Origin of the sequence: Alishewanella maricola (assembly GCF_016343785.1) — a bacterium.
In the GTDB taxonomy this organism is placed as follows: Bacteria; Pseudomonadota; Gammaproteobacteria; order Enterobacterales; family Alteromonadaceae; genus Alishewanella; species Alishewanella maricola.
The window spans coordinates 642,931-658,097 of record NZ_JAEINI020000001.1 but is presented as its reverse complement, the minus strand read 5'-3'; the positions used below and the strand labels follow the sequence as shown (position 1 = coordinate 658,097).

The window sequence follows — 15,167 nt, the reverse complement described above, 5'->3', positions numbered from 1 at the left end:
GCAGGTAATTACCTGCCGTTAGGATATTAGATATTAACTTAACGATGGATCAAACGCTGCCGTTGGAACTCACGGATCCGTTCAACATAATGTCGTACCGTTTGTACTGTTAATACACTACGTTGACCATCTAACACCTGACCACCAAATTCTTCTGCTAATTTTTTCGCAGCGTTATTCATTAAATTAAAGTTTTGCAATGGCTCACCTGGCCCTGGCAAGGTCATAAATAAACTTAGGCCACGGGTCGACAGTTGTTCCATTTTATCCAAGGCAAAGGTCCCAGGATTAAACATATTAGCTAGACTAAATAATACTTCGCCATTACCGGCACTGTCTTGATGACGATGGAATATATCCATATCACCGTATTTAAAACCTAAAGGCGTTAAGGCTGACAGCAATTCTTGGCCTTGGATCTCTTTATTTTCGGGTAACAGCACGTACAAAATCAACACTTCTGATGACGACGCTTCGGACTCGTTGGCACTGCTACTGCTGTGAGCGCTGTCTGTCGCAACCTCGTTCTCATAATCAAAGTCATCGACAGCGGATAAGCTCGGCTCTACTTGCTCTATGGCTGAAAAATTTAAACTCGGCTCTTTTGGCTCACTAAATAAATCGTTTTGCTCTGCTGGGCGCTGCACATCAATGGGCCGACTCTGCGGCTTGAGCTCTGGTCGAGGCGTATTAAAACGCTTTAACTCTACCGGCTTTTTAGCCGCTGCCGCCCCTTTAACCACCCGAACAGGGCCAACGCCTAATTCATCAAAACCTTCAGCCGTGTCATCCTTGGTATTTTCTTCTGGATGATAACGGTGTTGCGTTTTCGAGCTGTTTTTACGCACCGTCCATAAGCCATGTAAAAATAAGCCGCCCAATACTAAGGCACCTAAAATAATTAAAACCATACGCAAGTCGCTAGCCATTTCTTATACCTTTCACTGTTCTTAGGCTACTGCCAGCTTGACAGCATCGTCTACATCAACCGCCACCACTCGAGAGACGCCGGGTTCCTGCATAGTCACCCCCATTAATTGCGCGGCCATTTCCATCGCAATTTTATTGTGGCTGATGTAGATAAATTGTACCGTTTCAGACATCTCACGCACCAAATTACAAAATCGACCCACATTGGCATCGTCTAATGGTGCATCAACCTCATCCAGCATGCAAAATGGCGCAGGATTAAGCCTGAATATTGAAAATACTAATGATAAAGCGGTTAACGCTTTTTCACCACCGGATAATAAATGAATTGTACTGTTTTTTTTACCCGGCGGTCGCGCCATGATACTCACACCGGTTTCCAGTAAGTCTTCATCGGTTAAATCTAAGTAAGCGCTGCCGCCACCAAAGACTTTAGGAAATAATTGCTGCAACCCTTGGTTAACCTGCTCAAAGGTCTCTTTAAAGCGTTGCCGTGTTTCCCGATCAATTTTTCGCATCGCTGTTTCAAGCGTATCGAGTGCCGCAATTAAATCGGCATGTTGTTCATCTAAATACTGCTTGCGCTCAGCTTGTTGCTGATATTCCTCTATCGCGGCTAAATTAATTGCGCCAAGTCGGGATACCGCATCTACGGTTTTATCCAGTTGCTGCTGCCATACTGACTCTTGCGCGTCTGCCGGTAAATCCGCTAACACACTTTTTAAGATGACCTGCTGCTCTCGTAAGAGTTCCAACATATTGTTAGCACGAACTCGGTAACCCTCAGCATCTAAGCGCAACGACTCCAGTTTCTTTTGCTGTTGCGCAACTAAGTGCACTATACCTGATTGACCTTGCTCTAGGGCACGAATTTGTTGCTCAATCGTCGATAAATGCTCATTCGCCTGTTGCAAAGCCTGCTCAGCATCCACATGCAAGCCTAAATTTTCCTGCAACTGTGCTTGTAACAGTTCGCTTGGATCGGCTTGTTGCTGCAGTTGTGTGGTTAACTCATCAATTTGCGATTGTAATTGTTGCTGTTGCTCTTGGGCACGATTGAGGTTCTGGGCAAGGCTTTGCTGCTGACGCTGACAAAGCGTTTGTTGCATTTGTTGTTCTAGTAATTGTTGGCGTAACCGCTCACTTTGCCCACGTAAATGACTTTCTTGCTGCCGAGCCTGTTGCTCGGCCTGCTCAAACTCTATTTGCTCAGCTTGTTGCTCACTTAATTGCTCAGCAACCACCTCTTGTTGATCGCGCAAAGGCTCGCTGCTGGCTGCAAGTAGCACCAGCTCATCCTGAAGCGCGCCGATGGTTTCAACGAGTTGCTGCCGTTGTTGTTGTCGCTGTGCTAAAGCTTGTTGTTTTAACTGCACAGCGGTTTGCTGTTGCTGCCAAGCGGTTTTTTGCTGCTCTAATTGCTGCTGTATCGCTGTGAATTGGCTTTGCGTGTCTTGCCAGCGCTGTTTCGCGGCATGAGCCGTTGCCTCAGCCACGGATAGTGCAGCAGTTAATTTTTGCTGTTCAGCTATTAATTGTTGTAAACGCTCTTGGCGCAGTAAAGCACTGTCGGCTGCATTGGCGCTGGGTAATTGCCCCCAGTTTTGTCCCAGCCAGATCCCTTGCGGGCAAATCACAGATTGCCCTGCAGCTAATTGGGTTTGCATCACTTTGGCCTGCGCCAACGACTCTGCAACTAAAATATGTTGAAAGCTTTCAGGATAAGGGCCGCTAAGCACTTGGGCGGCTAACGTACCGGGCACTGCACTTTGCGCTGCAGCGTCTAAATAGGTTTGCACTTCACTCTGAGCAGCACAGCCAATTTGAGCATGTTGTAACTCGCCTAAGGCAAAGGCTACAGCGAGCGCCCAACCCTCGACTATTTCCAGCTGTTGTAAAACATGCTGTGCTGAGCTCGGTAAAGACTGCTGGATCGCCGTGAGTCGCTGAGCTTCATTATGCACCAGCTGCCATTGATTTTGCAGTTGCTGCAGCTGCTGCTGTGTTTGTTCACGTTGTTCGGCTGCAAGAGCTAAGGTATTTTGCAACGTTGCGAGTTGCACACTGCTTTGAGTAACGGCAGCAGCCATTAAGGTTTCTTGTTCGGTTAACTGGGCTAACTCCAAGCTTAATACTTGCTCGTCAATAGCCTCGAGCTGTGCTTGCTGCCGCTGCAATTGTGCTGAAACATGCTGTTGCTGCTGGGCGAGATGCTGTAATTGCATTGTTAATTGCTGCTGTTGCTGGCGTAAACTAAAACGCTGCTCTTGCCAATCTTCAAAGCGTCGTTGTTGCAGCTGTAACGCTTGAGAAGCCAACAATAACTGCTCATCAACTTCGGATAACTGATCCTCTAACAGCGCTATCTGTGGCTCAAATTGCGTCAGTTGCGCCGTGTAATCGGCTAATAGCTGCTGATCAGCCTGTTGATGTTGGCTAAATTGTTGCAAGCTGTCTTGTTTTTGTTGGAGTTGGCTTTGCAAAAACTGCTGTTGCTGTTGCTGATTAACAATTTGCTGCTCTAACTTACTAATACTGGCACCAAGCTGATAATATTGCTGCTGACAGCGCTCTTGCGAAGTGCGTGCCTCTACCGCCTGCTCTTTTAGTTGAACTAAGATGCGCTGATCGCCTTGCTGGCTGGTTTCAAACTTAAGCAGCTCGGTTTCTTCTGCCGCCAGTTGTTGCTCAAGGCCGGTTAATTGCTGATTAAATGCTAACCATTTAATGGTTGTCACCTCAGCTTTTAATTTGCGCTCTTGCGCTTTCAGTTCTTTGTAACGCTCAGCGGTAGTGGCTTGGCGTTTTAACTTATCGATATTTTTGGCTAATTCATCACGCACATCGGCTAAACGATCTAAATTGTCGCGCGTATGCCGGATCCGATTCTCCGTTTCGCGCCGCCGCTCTTTGTATTTTGAAATCCCCGCCGCTTCTTCAATAAACACCCGTAACTCTTGCGGCTTAGATTCGATCAACCGCGAGATCATACCTTGTTCAATAATGGCGTAACTACGAGGGCCTAGCCCTGTGCCTAAAAAGATATCGGTAATATCACGACGACGGCATTTACTGCCGTTTAAAAAGTAGCTGGATTGTGCATCGCGGGTGACCAAACGCTTTATGGCAATTTCGCTGCGATCGGCCATTTGACCGGCTAAGCGGCCTTGTGTGTTTTCAAAGACTAATTCTACCGATGCTTGAGCAACGGGTTTACGCTGGGCCGAACCGTTAAAAATAACGTCAGTCATGGCATCGCCACGCAGATTCTTGGCCGAGCTTTCGCCCAGCACCCAGCGTACTGCATCAATAACATTTGATTTGCCACAGCCGTTAGGCCCAACCACCGCTGTCATCGCTTCAGGAAACGGCACAGTGGTCGGATCGACAAAGGATTTAAAGCCGGCAAGTTTAATCTGTTTTAAGCGCATCCAGCCGTTGCGTTATTGTAATCATTGGATTTTTTCAATCTACCTAAATTCAACAGTACTGTCACTTGCTAATTCGGTTTACTGGGCGCGTTTGTAGGTTTTTCTGTCGCCAACGTTCGGCTTTTGCCATGACATCCACGGTACGCCGCTTTTTAGCCGGTGCAACGCTCACAATGACCACCGGTCGCGAGATAATCAGGTTATTTGGATAGATAATGCGCTCATTATCGTTGGTTTTCAGCACCGTATTGAATAAATGAATTTCTGCAATATCGCCCTCTAACGCATTATTACCATCAATAATGCGCACCTTACTGCCTTCAGCAAAGTCTTTTTGCCCCAGTAAGATAAAGAAAGCCGTTACGTTACTGATTAATGACCATGAAGCGAATAAGGCGACACCGGCTACCGCAATGATCGATGAAGCCAACACCAATAAGCCACGAATGTCGACGCCCCAAACGATGCTAAGCATCACCAACAACACTAACAACAATAAGATATGAAAAACCACCAATGCCCGTTTATTCATGTCCGGACGCATCCGCCGGCCTTTTAGTAAACCGTAAATAACGGGCACGAGGCGGCGACTGATCACAATATAAGCCAGCACAGTCAAAACCGATAACCCTAGCTGGATGACGGTTGGATTTAAATAGCCGCTTAATTGCTGCAGCAAGTCGCTTTCAGCAATAATGGATTGCTCTACACTCATGCTTAATCCAAGTCATTCAATGGCCAGCTAACAATATAATCTTCGAACTTGTCCATATCGACCTGATCTTCGGAGATGGTTTTGTTGCGTACCGACATTTGTTTTTTATGCATTAAGCTTTTTTTACCGCCGTTAAGTAGCGGATGCCAAGACGGTAAGCCTCTGCCTTCATGTAAACGGCGATAGGCACAACTGGTCGGCATAAAGAAAATATCTTTTAAATTATCTTTGGTGAGTTTGATACAGTCAGGCACTAGCACGGTGCGTTGCGTGTATTCAGTACATTCGCATTTATGACTGTTTAAATAGCGACAGGCAATATTACTAAAATGCACTTGTTCATCTTGATGCAACACTGCAGTGGGACCTTCGCTTTCGTCATCATCGATAAACTTATTCAAACAACATTTAGCACAGCCATCACACAAGGCTTCCCATTCTTCATTATTCATCTCAGCCAGCGGTTTGTGCTGCCAAAAATTCTCTGTTAAAGCCATTTATGCGGTTACCTGCGTTGTTATCGAGAAAAAATCAGCGAGCTCTAGCGTTAAAACATCACCTTCTTGCAATGGCCCGACTCCTGCAGGCGTACCTGTTAGAACAACATCGCCAGGTAGCAAGGTAAAATGCTGGGTCATTTCGCTGATTAACTGATTAATGCCACGGATCATATTGGCGCTATTGCCTTGTTGGCGCAGCTGCTGGTTTACCGATAAGCTAAAATCTAATTGTTGCGGATGCTGCACTTGGTTTTTAGGAACAAAGCCACTGAGCGGACAAGCACCATCAAAACCCTTGGCGATTTCCCAAGGACGACCCTGTTGCTTCAACTTGGCCTGAACTTGGCGCAGCGTCAAATCTAAAGCCAAACCGTAACCCCAGATCGCATCATTGACTGTGGCATAATCGGCTTTGCATAATCGGCTTTTAATCAACACTGCGATTTCCAGCTCGTTATGCACCTCGCCCTGCTGCTGCGGGATACTAAATTGCGGTGCTAATGGCACCAGCGCCGTAGCCGGTTTAATGAAAAACAAGGCTTCGGGAGCGGTGGTACTTTGCATTTCGGCGATATGGTCTTGATAATTTTGACCAATACACACCACCTTACCCACAGGTAAGGCGATATCGACGTTGGCCATTGTTAGATGTTGATACATGTTTAGCCCTGCTCTGCCACAATCAGATCGGCCAAATAGCCAACACTGGTTACGAAATAATAAGAACGATTCCAGTGCATTAAGCTTTTGTAATTACTGTATGCCAAAAAAGCACGGCCTTTTTCACCGTCAGGCATAATTAATGCCGCCGGCTGCTCACTTTTTGGTAAAGCGCTACCATTTAAACGGGTGACACCCAGTTTGTGCCATTGCATCACACTGCGCTCAGAAGCATCCCAACGTTTTAACCACTCGGCACGGGCTAAGCTGCCGCGTTGAATGGCATGGCTCGGATCAAAATTGGCTGGCAGTAACACTTCACGCCCCCAAGTTTTGTTGTTATCCCAACCCTGGTTTTTTAAATAATTGGCGATAGAAGCGAAAACATCCAGCTCGTTCGTCCAAATATCTTTTTTACCATCCCCATCCCCATCTTGGGCATAAGCCATAAAAGAACTTGGCATAAATTGGCTTTGCCCCATGGCGCCAGCCCAAGAGCCTTTCATGTTTTCAAGCGTGATATGGCCCTCTGCCAGAATATCTAGCGCATTATAAAACTCTTGGCGAAAAAAGGTTTCGCGACGCCCTTCATAGGCAAGGGTGGCTAAAGCCGAGGGAATGGAATAAGTGCCCATAAAACGGCCAAAGCTGCTTTCTAACCCCCAAAGCGCGATAATAAAGCGTGGCTGTACACCATAGCGTTGGCCTATTTGTTCTAGTTGCGGTAGGTATTGTTGATAACGCTCGCGCGCCATACGAATGCGGATTTCACTGACCCGCTTCGGTAAATAGGTGTTGAGCGTTTCAACCACTTCAGGTTGACTGCGATCGGCGCTTACCACCCGCTCATGAAATTCTAGGCTGGAGAATACGGCATCTAATAAAGCGGCATCATAACCTTTAGTTGCAGCTTCTGCTTTAAAGGCCGCGGTGTAGCTGGCAAAGTCGGGTTTAGCCACTTCGGCAGATTGAGCCACCTCAGTATTCGCCAATGCCACTGAACTGCAAAGCCACAAGCCCGCGGCGGTAGTCAAGCGACGCCATGTTAATCCTGTCATACTTCTCTCCTTTATTTTTGCAGCGAAGACGCGTTATACGCTTTGTGTGCTGCAAGCAAATTTTCTGGTGGGGGCGGTAATTGTAAATAGTAGCCTTGCTCGGTTAAAGCGGCTTTCACCTTTTCGATTTCAACTTGGGCTAAATGTTCCCGTTTAGCTAAATTGAGCAAGGTAACCAGTTGCGGCTTTCCGAAGCTTTGCAGTAATAAAGCGGGGACCTTTTCGAAGTCATCACGCTTTTCAATATACAGATAAGTGCCTTCTTTACGCAGGCTACGATAAATGGCGCATAACATAGAATAAAACTACTTCACTAACTTGCCTAACAGATAGCAAGACTATAACATGAAGCTCAGGTCTTGCGTAATGGCGCCGCTTGTCGGTAACGCAAATAATAACGCTGCAATGGCAGTAATAATAATAGCAAAAGCACTGAATTTTTATGTCTGAACACACCTTAGAGTTAAAGGGCAGTTTGTTCCCTTTGTCCGTGTTACATTGTACTGATCTAAGTATTCATACCCTTGAGCCCCTTCTCGCTGAAAAACTCGCCCAAGCACCGGGCTTCTTTTATCAGGCACCTATCGTGTTAAATCTACAAGACAATCGGGACGAGCCTGACTTTGTTGTTTTAAAACAGGTGTTTACCAAATTAAATTTAGTACTGGTTGGTGTAACCGGTGCCAATAATGAGCAAAAAACGGCAGCGCAACAAGCAGGCTTAGCGGTACTGCAAGCCGGTAAAGCGCCGGTCAAAGCGGCTGCGGCCGTCGTTGAAAAAGCCGTTCAAACGCAAGTAACACAGAGCACCATGGACAGCAAAGTGGTTGAACAAACAGTACGTTCAGGCCAACAAATTTATGCTAAAGGCGCAGATCTCATTATCAAAGGTGCCGTTGGCGCCGGCGCTGAAGTGATTGCCGATGGCAACATCCATATTTACGGCTCCCTTCGGGGTAAAGCTATTGCGGGAGCTAATGGTGATCATAGCAAACGCGTGTATTGTTTTAATATGCAGGCAGAATTAGTGTCGATAGCTGGAAACTACTGGCTTAGCGATAGTCTGCAAGGTGAATTTTGGGGCAAACCGGCCTGCATTAAATGGCAGGACGAGAGCTTAGTCATTTCAGAATTAGTGTAAGGATCGTCACTATGGCAAAGATTATTGTGGTTACATCGGGCAAAGGCGGTGTCGGTAAAACCACCTCCAGCGCAGCGATTGGTACCGGTTTAGCGTTGGCTGGCAAAAAGACCGTCATTGTTGATTTTGATATTGGTTTGCGTAACCTCGATTTAATTATGGGCTGCGAACGCCGGGTTGTTTATGATTTTGTTAACGTTATCAACGGTGAAGCGAATTTAAAACAAACACTGATTAAAGATAAACGCGTAGAAAATTTATTTATTTTACCAGCATCACAAACACGCGATAAAGACGCCCTAACCCGTGATGGTGTTGAGCGTGTACTGAAAGAATTATCTGAAGATTTTGATTTTATTATTTGTGACTCGCCAGCGGGTATCGAATCAGGGGCAATGATGGCGCTTTATTTCGCCGACGAAGCGGTCGTGGTGACCAACCCTGAAGTGTCGTCAGTTCGCGATTCTGATCGCATTATCGGTATGCTCTCCAGCAAATCACAACGCGCCGAGCATGGTAAAGAAGGCATTAAAGAACATCTGCTATTAACCCGCTACAACCCTGAACGCGTGTTAAAGGGCGAAATGCTGAGCGTTGAAGATGTTAAAGAAATTTTAGCCATCGAACTGATAGGCGTGATCCCTGAGTCTCAAGCGGTGCTCAATGCCTCTAACTCGGGCCAACCCGTTATTTTAGATAAAGATAGTGATGCTGGTCAGGCTTATTTAGATACCGTACAACGCCTGCTAGGCGAAACACGGCCATTCCGTTTTCTGACCGTTGAGAAAAAGGGCTTTATCAAAAGGATCTTTGGAGGATAACTAATGTCGCTACTGGATTATTTTCGTTCAACTAAAAAAAATACCGCCAGCACGGCCAAAGAGCGCCTGCAAATCATTGTGGCTCATGAACGCAAAAGACGCTCTGGCCCAGATTACTTGCCGCAAATGGAACGTGATATATTAGAAGTCATTCGTAAATATGTCGATATCCCTGCAGATCAAATTGCCGTGTCATTGGAACAACGCAGTGATGAACTTTCAGTACTCGAGCTAAACGTTACTTTCCCCGATGATAAGCGCTAAGCAGCGCTTTTTATCATAACTCTATGTCAAAGGAGCAGACAATGCGCAAGACCCTAATTGCCGCCGCTATCGTTGCCGCAGGCGTTGCTGGCTATTTAGCCCTCAATCAATCATCGACCAGCCCAAGCTCGTTTACCGAGCTAGACTACGTTCCTGCAGATACCGCGCTGTTTTCTGGCCAATTTACTGCTCTGGATATCGTGTCCTATTTAAAAAGTCTCGGTATGTCACCGGCACAATATAATTCTGACGAAATGCAGCAAGCGATGGCCGCATTATCTGAGAATGGCTCGCCAGCATTGAAATTTGCCATAGCCTTATTTCAAGACTACCTGACCGTATTAACATCACCAGAAACCTTTGTTGCCAATACTGGCATTATGGCCAAAACACGCTCGCTCAGTTATTTAGTTGGCGCGGCACCGGTGGTGCGTTTTGAAGTGTCTGACGCTTTAGCCTTTCAGGCTTTCTTTGAGCGCGCAGCGACCCAAAGCGGCGTCGTCTCTGAACAACGTCAGTTGGGCGAGCATAGCTATCAGGCTTATCCCTTAGGTGATGCCATGCCTGGTTTAGAGCTGTTGGTCAGTATTGATCGCGGCTGGGGTACGGTGGTTTTACACAACACGCAATTATCGGCTGAGCACCGCGCGCAAAGTTTAGCGCAAAGTAAGCCTGCACAAAATTTAGGTAACAGCCAAAAGCTCACCGAAATGAGCAAGAAATATCAGCTGCATCAAGATGGCATTGGTTTTTTAAGTACCGAACAGCTGGCTTTAGCTTTAACCACTACTGATGGCAATCAATTAGCTAAAGATTTGCAGTTAACTTTTACAGATGGCCTACCTGCTGCGCTTGAAGTGTGGCACAGCGATGCCTGTCGTACTGATGCCGCCATGCTCGCGAAAACTTGGCCAGGTTTAGTAATGGATGCCAAAATTGCCCAGCAAGATAACAGCGGTTTACATATGAGCGGCACGATGCTTTGGCCTACAGAAAGCAAAATTGCTTTAGAAGGCATGCAGAGTATGCAAGGCTTTATCCCGTCTAGCTTAACGGGTGGGATCCATCCGTCCATGTTCTACCTAGCCATGGGAACTGAGATCAGCCAACTGACCCCAGCTATTAGTAAAATGTGGGCTGGCATGACAGATCTGACGCTTAGCTGTGAGCCACTTGTGGCGATACAAGAGCAGATGAAAGCGCAAAACCCTATGATGATGTTAGCCATGGCCGGCATGGCTGCCAATGGCTTGCAAGGTGCTTCAGTAACTATTAATGGCTTTAGCATCGACATGAACACAGGGCAGCCAAAAGCGGCTGATGCCTTAGTGACCTTGTCGGCTGATAATCCACAAACCTTATTAGCAAATGCCAAAGCGATGTTACCGCCTTTGGCGAATATTACGCTGCCAGCTGATGACGAAGACATTGCCGTAGCGGATATTTTTCCACCCGTCGCCATGCTTAATTTAGATGTACGGCTAAAGCTAAGCGGTAATCACCTCTTGTTGTATGTGGGTGATAAAGCCACCGCTCAAGCACAAGTGATCGCTAAAGAAGCCTTAAAGAAAAACGGCATGATTGCTTTTGGTATGGATTATCAACAGTTCTTTGCCGCTCTGGGTGAAATGTTTGCCATGTCAGGACAACCTATGCCTGCCGAGCTTGAATCGATGCTGCAATCAGATATGAAAATTGGCATGTCTGTTGGTGTCAACGAGCATGGTGTCGTGATCAGCACAGAAATGAAACTGGCAGACTAAACTCCGTTTAGCGGTTGTAACCGCCTGAAAGATACCTTAAGCCAGAGCCATGCTCTGGCTTTTTTATTGCTTGTTTTAGCCGGCTTTTCGCGATTGGCGCGAGTTACGCCAAGCATCATAGCTGTAACAAATTAGCCCCGCCCAAATAAAACTAAAGGTAAATAAGCGCTCGGCCACAAACGGCTCTTGATAAAGCCAAACACCAAAGATAAACATAAAAGTTGGACCGATATATTGAAAGAACCCCATTGTCGACAAGCGTAAACGACGCGCACCGGCAATAAAGCACAGCAAAGGGATCGTGGTCACAAAGGCCGCAGCCATAAGATAAGCGTTTAACGCCAAGGTGTTGTCTAACAAATTAACGGCTGAACTCTCTGCAAAGGTGTTCCAATACCACAGCGCCAGGGGCATTAACAATAAAGACTCAAAAAACAAACCAGTAATGGCATCGACCGCCAATTTTTTGCGTAACAAGCCATAGATCGCAAAAGAACACGCCAAAGTTAAAGCGACCCAAGGCAAAGCACCAAAACTGATGATTTGCCACAACACACCTGCTGCTGCCAGCGATACCGCCAGCCACTGTAATTTACGCAAGCGCTCGCCCAAAAACACCATACCTAGTAGCACATTCAGCAACGGATTTATGTAATAGCCTAAGCTGGCATCGAGCATGTGTTTATTATTCACCGCCCAAATAAACAACCACCAGTTGCCACCTAGCAATACCGCAGTCAGCAATAAGCTAGCCAACATTTTCGGCTGACGAAACACCCTAAAGGTGCTGTGTACTTGGCGCAGTGCAACAATCACCAAAGTTAATAAGAGAAATGACCAAACAATACGGTGAATTAAAATCTCCGCAGCCGGGATATAATCAATCTGTTTGAAGTATAACGGGGCAATGCCCCATAAGGTATAAGCACTGGCAGCAAATACACCACCGAGTTTTTGTTCACGCGTTAACGACATAACCACCCCGTAAATTAGCGGCCGATTATACGCACAACGGTGGGATGCGTCTGCCTCTATCTGTGCTAAGCCACACCGGCCTGTTAGCTGCTGCAAAAACAAAGCGGTCAAATATAGGACGTTACATCAATATAAACAATAGCTTAAATAATGCAGGCCTCAGGCAAAAAAAAGCGACTAGCCAAGGCTAGTCGCTCAAGATACAGGAAAAAGTATTTCAGTAACGACTTAGTTAAAATCGTCTAATAAAATCAAACCCACGTTACCGGTTAAACCTACACCATCACGAGCAACCGCGGTGTAGATTTTGTTAGCCTCTAAGTCTAACGATAATGGCCCGATAGCAGCCGTTTTGCTACCCGCGGGTGTTACCGTAACAAAGTAAGTACCTTCGGCTAGCGATACATAACCGGTGTCGGCTTTAAATGGCACAGCTGCAAACGCAGGGGTGGCAGCGCTGATATCATTAGTAGCAGTAACATAGATATCAACAGGACCGGCTAAGGTAGACCCATGCACAATACGCACTTGTGCTTCAGTGGCAACACGACGTGGCATATCCGCTAACACTAACGGCTCAATGGTATCATTTTGCAAAGAACCCACGGCTAACACACTGTAAAACGCGCCAGCATCTAAGGTCAGGTCTGCATCAATGACCACTACACTATTATCTGCAGCCGCAGCGACTTTAACATTGTAGGTATCTGGAGCAACACCCACATAATCAGTGAAGTCAGGGAAAGATAACGCCGAAACCAGTTCAATACTGTCATTAACGATAACATCAACAGCAGGTGCATCTGAGACGTTATGTACGACGCGCACTGAAGAAGTGGTATTGGCATCAGCCACATCAAAGAAGCTACCATCTGGAGCAACCGCTAACAATGAGACAGGTGAAGCACCTGATAAACGGTTGTTGATTGCCGCTACCACTAAATCCGTGCCTGCGGCTAACTCTAAAGTACCCGAGTCAAATACAACGGTAGATTGGCCAGGAAGTGTAATACGGACACGATAGTTACCTGCTGGCACATCTACGGGCGCAGTAAAGTCTTTATAATCAAGAGTTGCTAAGGGAGCGGTTAAGGCATCCGTTGGCGCAGTAACATGCACATCCACAGTGGGTGCTGCTGAAGCCGCATGTACAACTTGCACACGGATGTTACCCGCAGCCAGTGGCGCAACATCAGAGGTAACCACTAGCGGTTCTAAGGTTTCATTTGCAACAGAGCCAACAGCAAATACGGTGTAGTTGGTCGCTTCGGCTAACGTCACACCCAATGGGCCAATCACTGTGGCAGTGCTATTACCTGGTAAAATGGCATCAACAGCAACTTGGTATGTGTCCGGAGTCACGTTGAAATTTGCAGAACTCTGAGCATAAGCCAAACCCGATACCGCGTTCGCGCCAAAACGAATATTGACATCAGGTGCATCTGACGAGGCATGTACAAACTTCAAGGTGGCATCCGCAACGGCTGCAGGCTGACCTGGTGGTGTGATGGTTTCATCATCGTTACTGCTGTTACAAGCACTTAAGGAAAGCATTGCCACAGAAGCTAAGGAAAGTGTTAATATTTTCTTCATCATTAATACCCTTTTAATTGATAAGCGGGAAAATTTACGCTGTCTCAAAATTAAGGGATCAATCGAAAAAGTTGACAAATATCGAAAGAAAACACCTATTTTTTACATAAATCCATTTAACGTTAACTAACGTTGTTGTTCAGTTAATTTAAAAGTCGATATGTGCTGGTTTGGGTAAAAACGGTTTTAGTAGCTCTGCACGCCAGCCTCGTAAATATTCAGGGACCGGTAATTGTGAACGTTGCTCATCGGACACCCGCCAACACCAATTAAAAAACTCATGCAATTGCCGACGGGTTGACAAAAATGGGGCGGGCAAACCACTACTGGCAGCGGCTTCTTTCACCGCCTGCCCCAGTTCAGCTAACACCACCTTTTCTCCGGCAAAACGGTCAAGATGATAAAAACGTTGTGGACACTGCTCTGGCGCTAACGCTTTCGCCTGCTGAATTAACTCCACTAATAGTTTGGCATGTCGACGCATATCACGAGTCGCCATGCCGGGTATATTCAATAAACTTTCTGGGGTGGCCGGGCGGCGTTTCGCTAATTCCAGCAACTGAGCATCTTTAGCCACTAAACCCAATGCCAGATCTTTGCTACTGGCATACTGAAAACGCCAACTTACGATGTCACGTAATACCGCTAATTTACGACTATTTAATTGGGTACTGTTTTTAATCTCTAAAAACTTAAATTGATCAGGCAATTGATGCTGGCGACATTGCAGTAATTGTTGCCCTTCCGCGAATAAAACCTCGAGTTGCTGCGGGGTTTTAAATTCACTAAGCAAACGTTGATATACATCGAGCAAATATTTTACATCATTCGCAGCATACGCTAACTGTGCGGGCGCTAATGGCCTTGCCAACCAATCAGTACGCGCTTCACTCTTATCGATCACCGCGCCGGTAATTTGCTCGACCAACCGAGCATAGCCAATACTCCCACCCCAACCGATCACTTCTGCTGCAAGTTGCGTGTCAAACAAGGGAGTGAGCTGCGTAATATTAATGGTTGCAAAAGCTTCTAAATCTTCGGTGCAAGAATGCAGAATTTTACAAATATGCGGCGCTGCAAACAACGTTTGTAATGGCGTCCAATCATCAATCGCCAGCGGATCTACCAGCGCAAAATGCTGGCCATCAAATAATTGAATTAACCCTAACTTCGGTGACAGGGTACTTTGCCGGATAAACTCAGTATCAACCGCTAAGCTAGGCTGCTCTGCTGCCTGCAAACAAAAACGGGCTAAACTTTGATTATCACTAAGCAACGACATGGTGTTCTCTCTTCAAAAAATAAAGCCGGCAATC

General features: G+C 46.4%; 14 protein-coding genes. 4 read left to right on the top strand and 10 right to left on the bottom strand.

Features of this window, described 5'->3' with window-relative positions:
- Positions 1-38: 38 nt before the first annotated feature.
- From zipA to JAO78_RS03185, 7 genes are all read right to left on the bottom strand, one after another.
- The gene (gene zipA, locus JAO78_RS03215; RefSeq protein ID WP_226749900.1) at positions 39-929 is read right to left on the bottom strand and encodes a cell division protein ZipA; all 891 of its coding nucleotides are present in this window, start codon (positions 927-929) and stop codon (positions 39-41) included.
- A gap of 21 nt (positions 930-950) precedes the next feature.
- Entirely contained in the window at positions 951-4,361 is a 3,411-nt protein-coding gene (locus JAO78_RS03210) for an AAA family ATPase (protein WP_226749899.1), read from the bottom strand.
- A gap of 61 nt (positions 4,362-4,422) precedes the next feature.
- Positions 4,423-5,076, bottom strand: coding sequence for a mechanosensitive ion channel domain-containing protein (locus JAO78_RS03205; RefSeq protein ID WP_226749898.1), 654 nt, complete (start codon positions 5,074-5,076; stop codon positions 4,423-4,425).
- Positions 5,077-5,078: 2 nt separating this feature from the next.
- Positions 5,079-5,573, bottom strand: a complete 495-nt coding sequence (locus JAO78_RS03200; RefSeq protein WP_226749897.1) for a YcgN family cysteine cluster protein — start codon at positions 5,571-5,573, stop codon at positions 5,079-5,081.
- The gene (locus JAO78_RS03195) at positions 5,574-6,236 is read right to left on the bottom strand and encodes a fumarylacetoacetate hydrolase family protein (RefSeq protein ID WP_226749896.1); all 663 of its coding nucleotides are present in this window, start codon (positions 6,234-6,236) and stop codon (positions 5,574-5,576) included.
- 2 nt (positions 6,237-6,238) lie between these two features.
- Positions 6,239-7,294: a lytic murein transglycosylase gene (locus tag JAO78_RS03190; RefSeq protein ID WP_226749895.1), complete on the bottom strand. Its 1,056-nt coding sequence runs from the start codon at positions 7,292-7,294 to the stop codon at positions 6,239-6,241.
- A gap of 11 nt (positions 7,295-7,305) precedes the next feature.
- Positions 7,306-7,590 carry a YcgL domain-containing protein gene (locus JAO78_RS03185; RefSeq protein WP_226749894.1) on the bottom strand — a complete coding sequence of 95 codons (285 nt, stop codon included), beginning with the start codon at positions 7,588-7,590 and terminating at the stop codon, positions 7,306-7,308.
- 146 nt (positions 7,591-7,736) lie between these two features.
- Between JAO78_RS03185 and minC the strand changes: the two genes are divergently transcribed.
- From minC to JAO78_RS03165, 4 genes are read left to right on the top strand one after another with little or no spacing between them, the layout of a single operon-like run.
- Positions 7,737-8,435 carry a septum site-determining protein MinC gene (minC, locus tag JAO78_RS03180; RefSeq protein ID WP_226749893.1) on the top strand — a complete coding sequence of 233 codons (699 nt, stop codon included), beginning with the start codon at positions 7,737-7,739 and terminating at the stop codon, positions 8,433-8,435.
- A gap of 11 nt (positions 8,436-8,446) precedes the next feature.
- Positions 8,447-9,256: a septum site-determining protein MinD gene (gene minD / locus JAO78_RS03175; RefSeq protein WP_226749892.1), complete on the top strand. Its 810-nt coding sequence runs from the start codon at positions 8,447-8,449 to the stop codon at positions 9,254-9,256.
- Positions 9,257-9,259: 3 nt separating this feature from the next.
- Positions 9,260-9,520: a cell division topological specificity factor MinE gene (gene minE / locus JAO78_RS03170; RefSeq protein WP_226749891.1), complete on the top strand. Its 261-nt coding sequence runs from the start codon at positions 9,260-9,262 to the stop codon at positions 9,518-9,520.
- Positions 9,521-9,561: 41 nt separating this feature from the next.
- Complete coding sequence (locus tag JAO78_RS03165) at positions 9,562-11,283, top strand: hypothetical protein (RefSeq protein ID WP_226749890.1); 1,722 nt, start codon at positions 9,562-9,564, stop codon at positions 11,281-11,283.
- Positions 11,284-11,358: 75 nt separating this feature from the next.
- On the opposite strand, the gene rarD is transcribed toward JAO78_RS03165, so the two are convergent.
- From rarD to rnd, 3 genes are all read right to left on the bottom strand, one after another.
- A complete protein-coding gene (gene rarD / locus JAO78_RS03160; RefSeq protein ID WP_226749889.1) occupies positions 11,359-12,258 on the bottom strand; it encodes an EamA family transporter RarD in 900 nt (299 codons plus the stop codon).
- 228 nt (positions 12,259-12,486) lie between these two features.
- On the bottom strand, positions 12,487-13,854 hold the full coding sequence (locus JAO78_RS03155; protein ID WP_226749888.1) for a DUF4397 domain-containing protein: 1,368 nt from the start codon (positions 13,852-13,854) through the stop codon (positions 12,487-12,489).
- Positions 13,855-13,999: 145 nt separating this feature from the next.
- Positions 14,000-15,133: a ribonuclease D gene (rnd, locus tag JAO78_RS03150; RefSeq protein ID WP_226749887.1), complete on the bottom strand. Its 1,134-nt coding sequence runs from the start codon at positions 15,131-15,133 to the stop codon at positions 14,000-14,002.
- Positions 15,134-15,167: the final 34 nt, after the last annotated feature.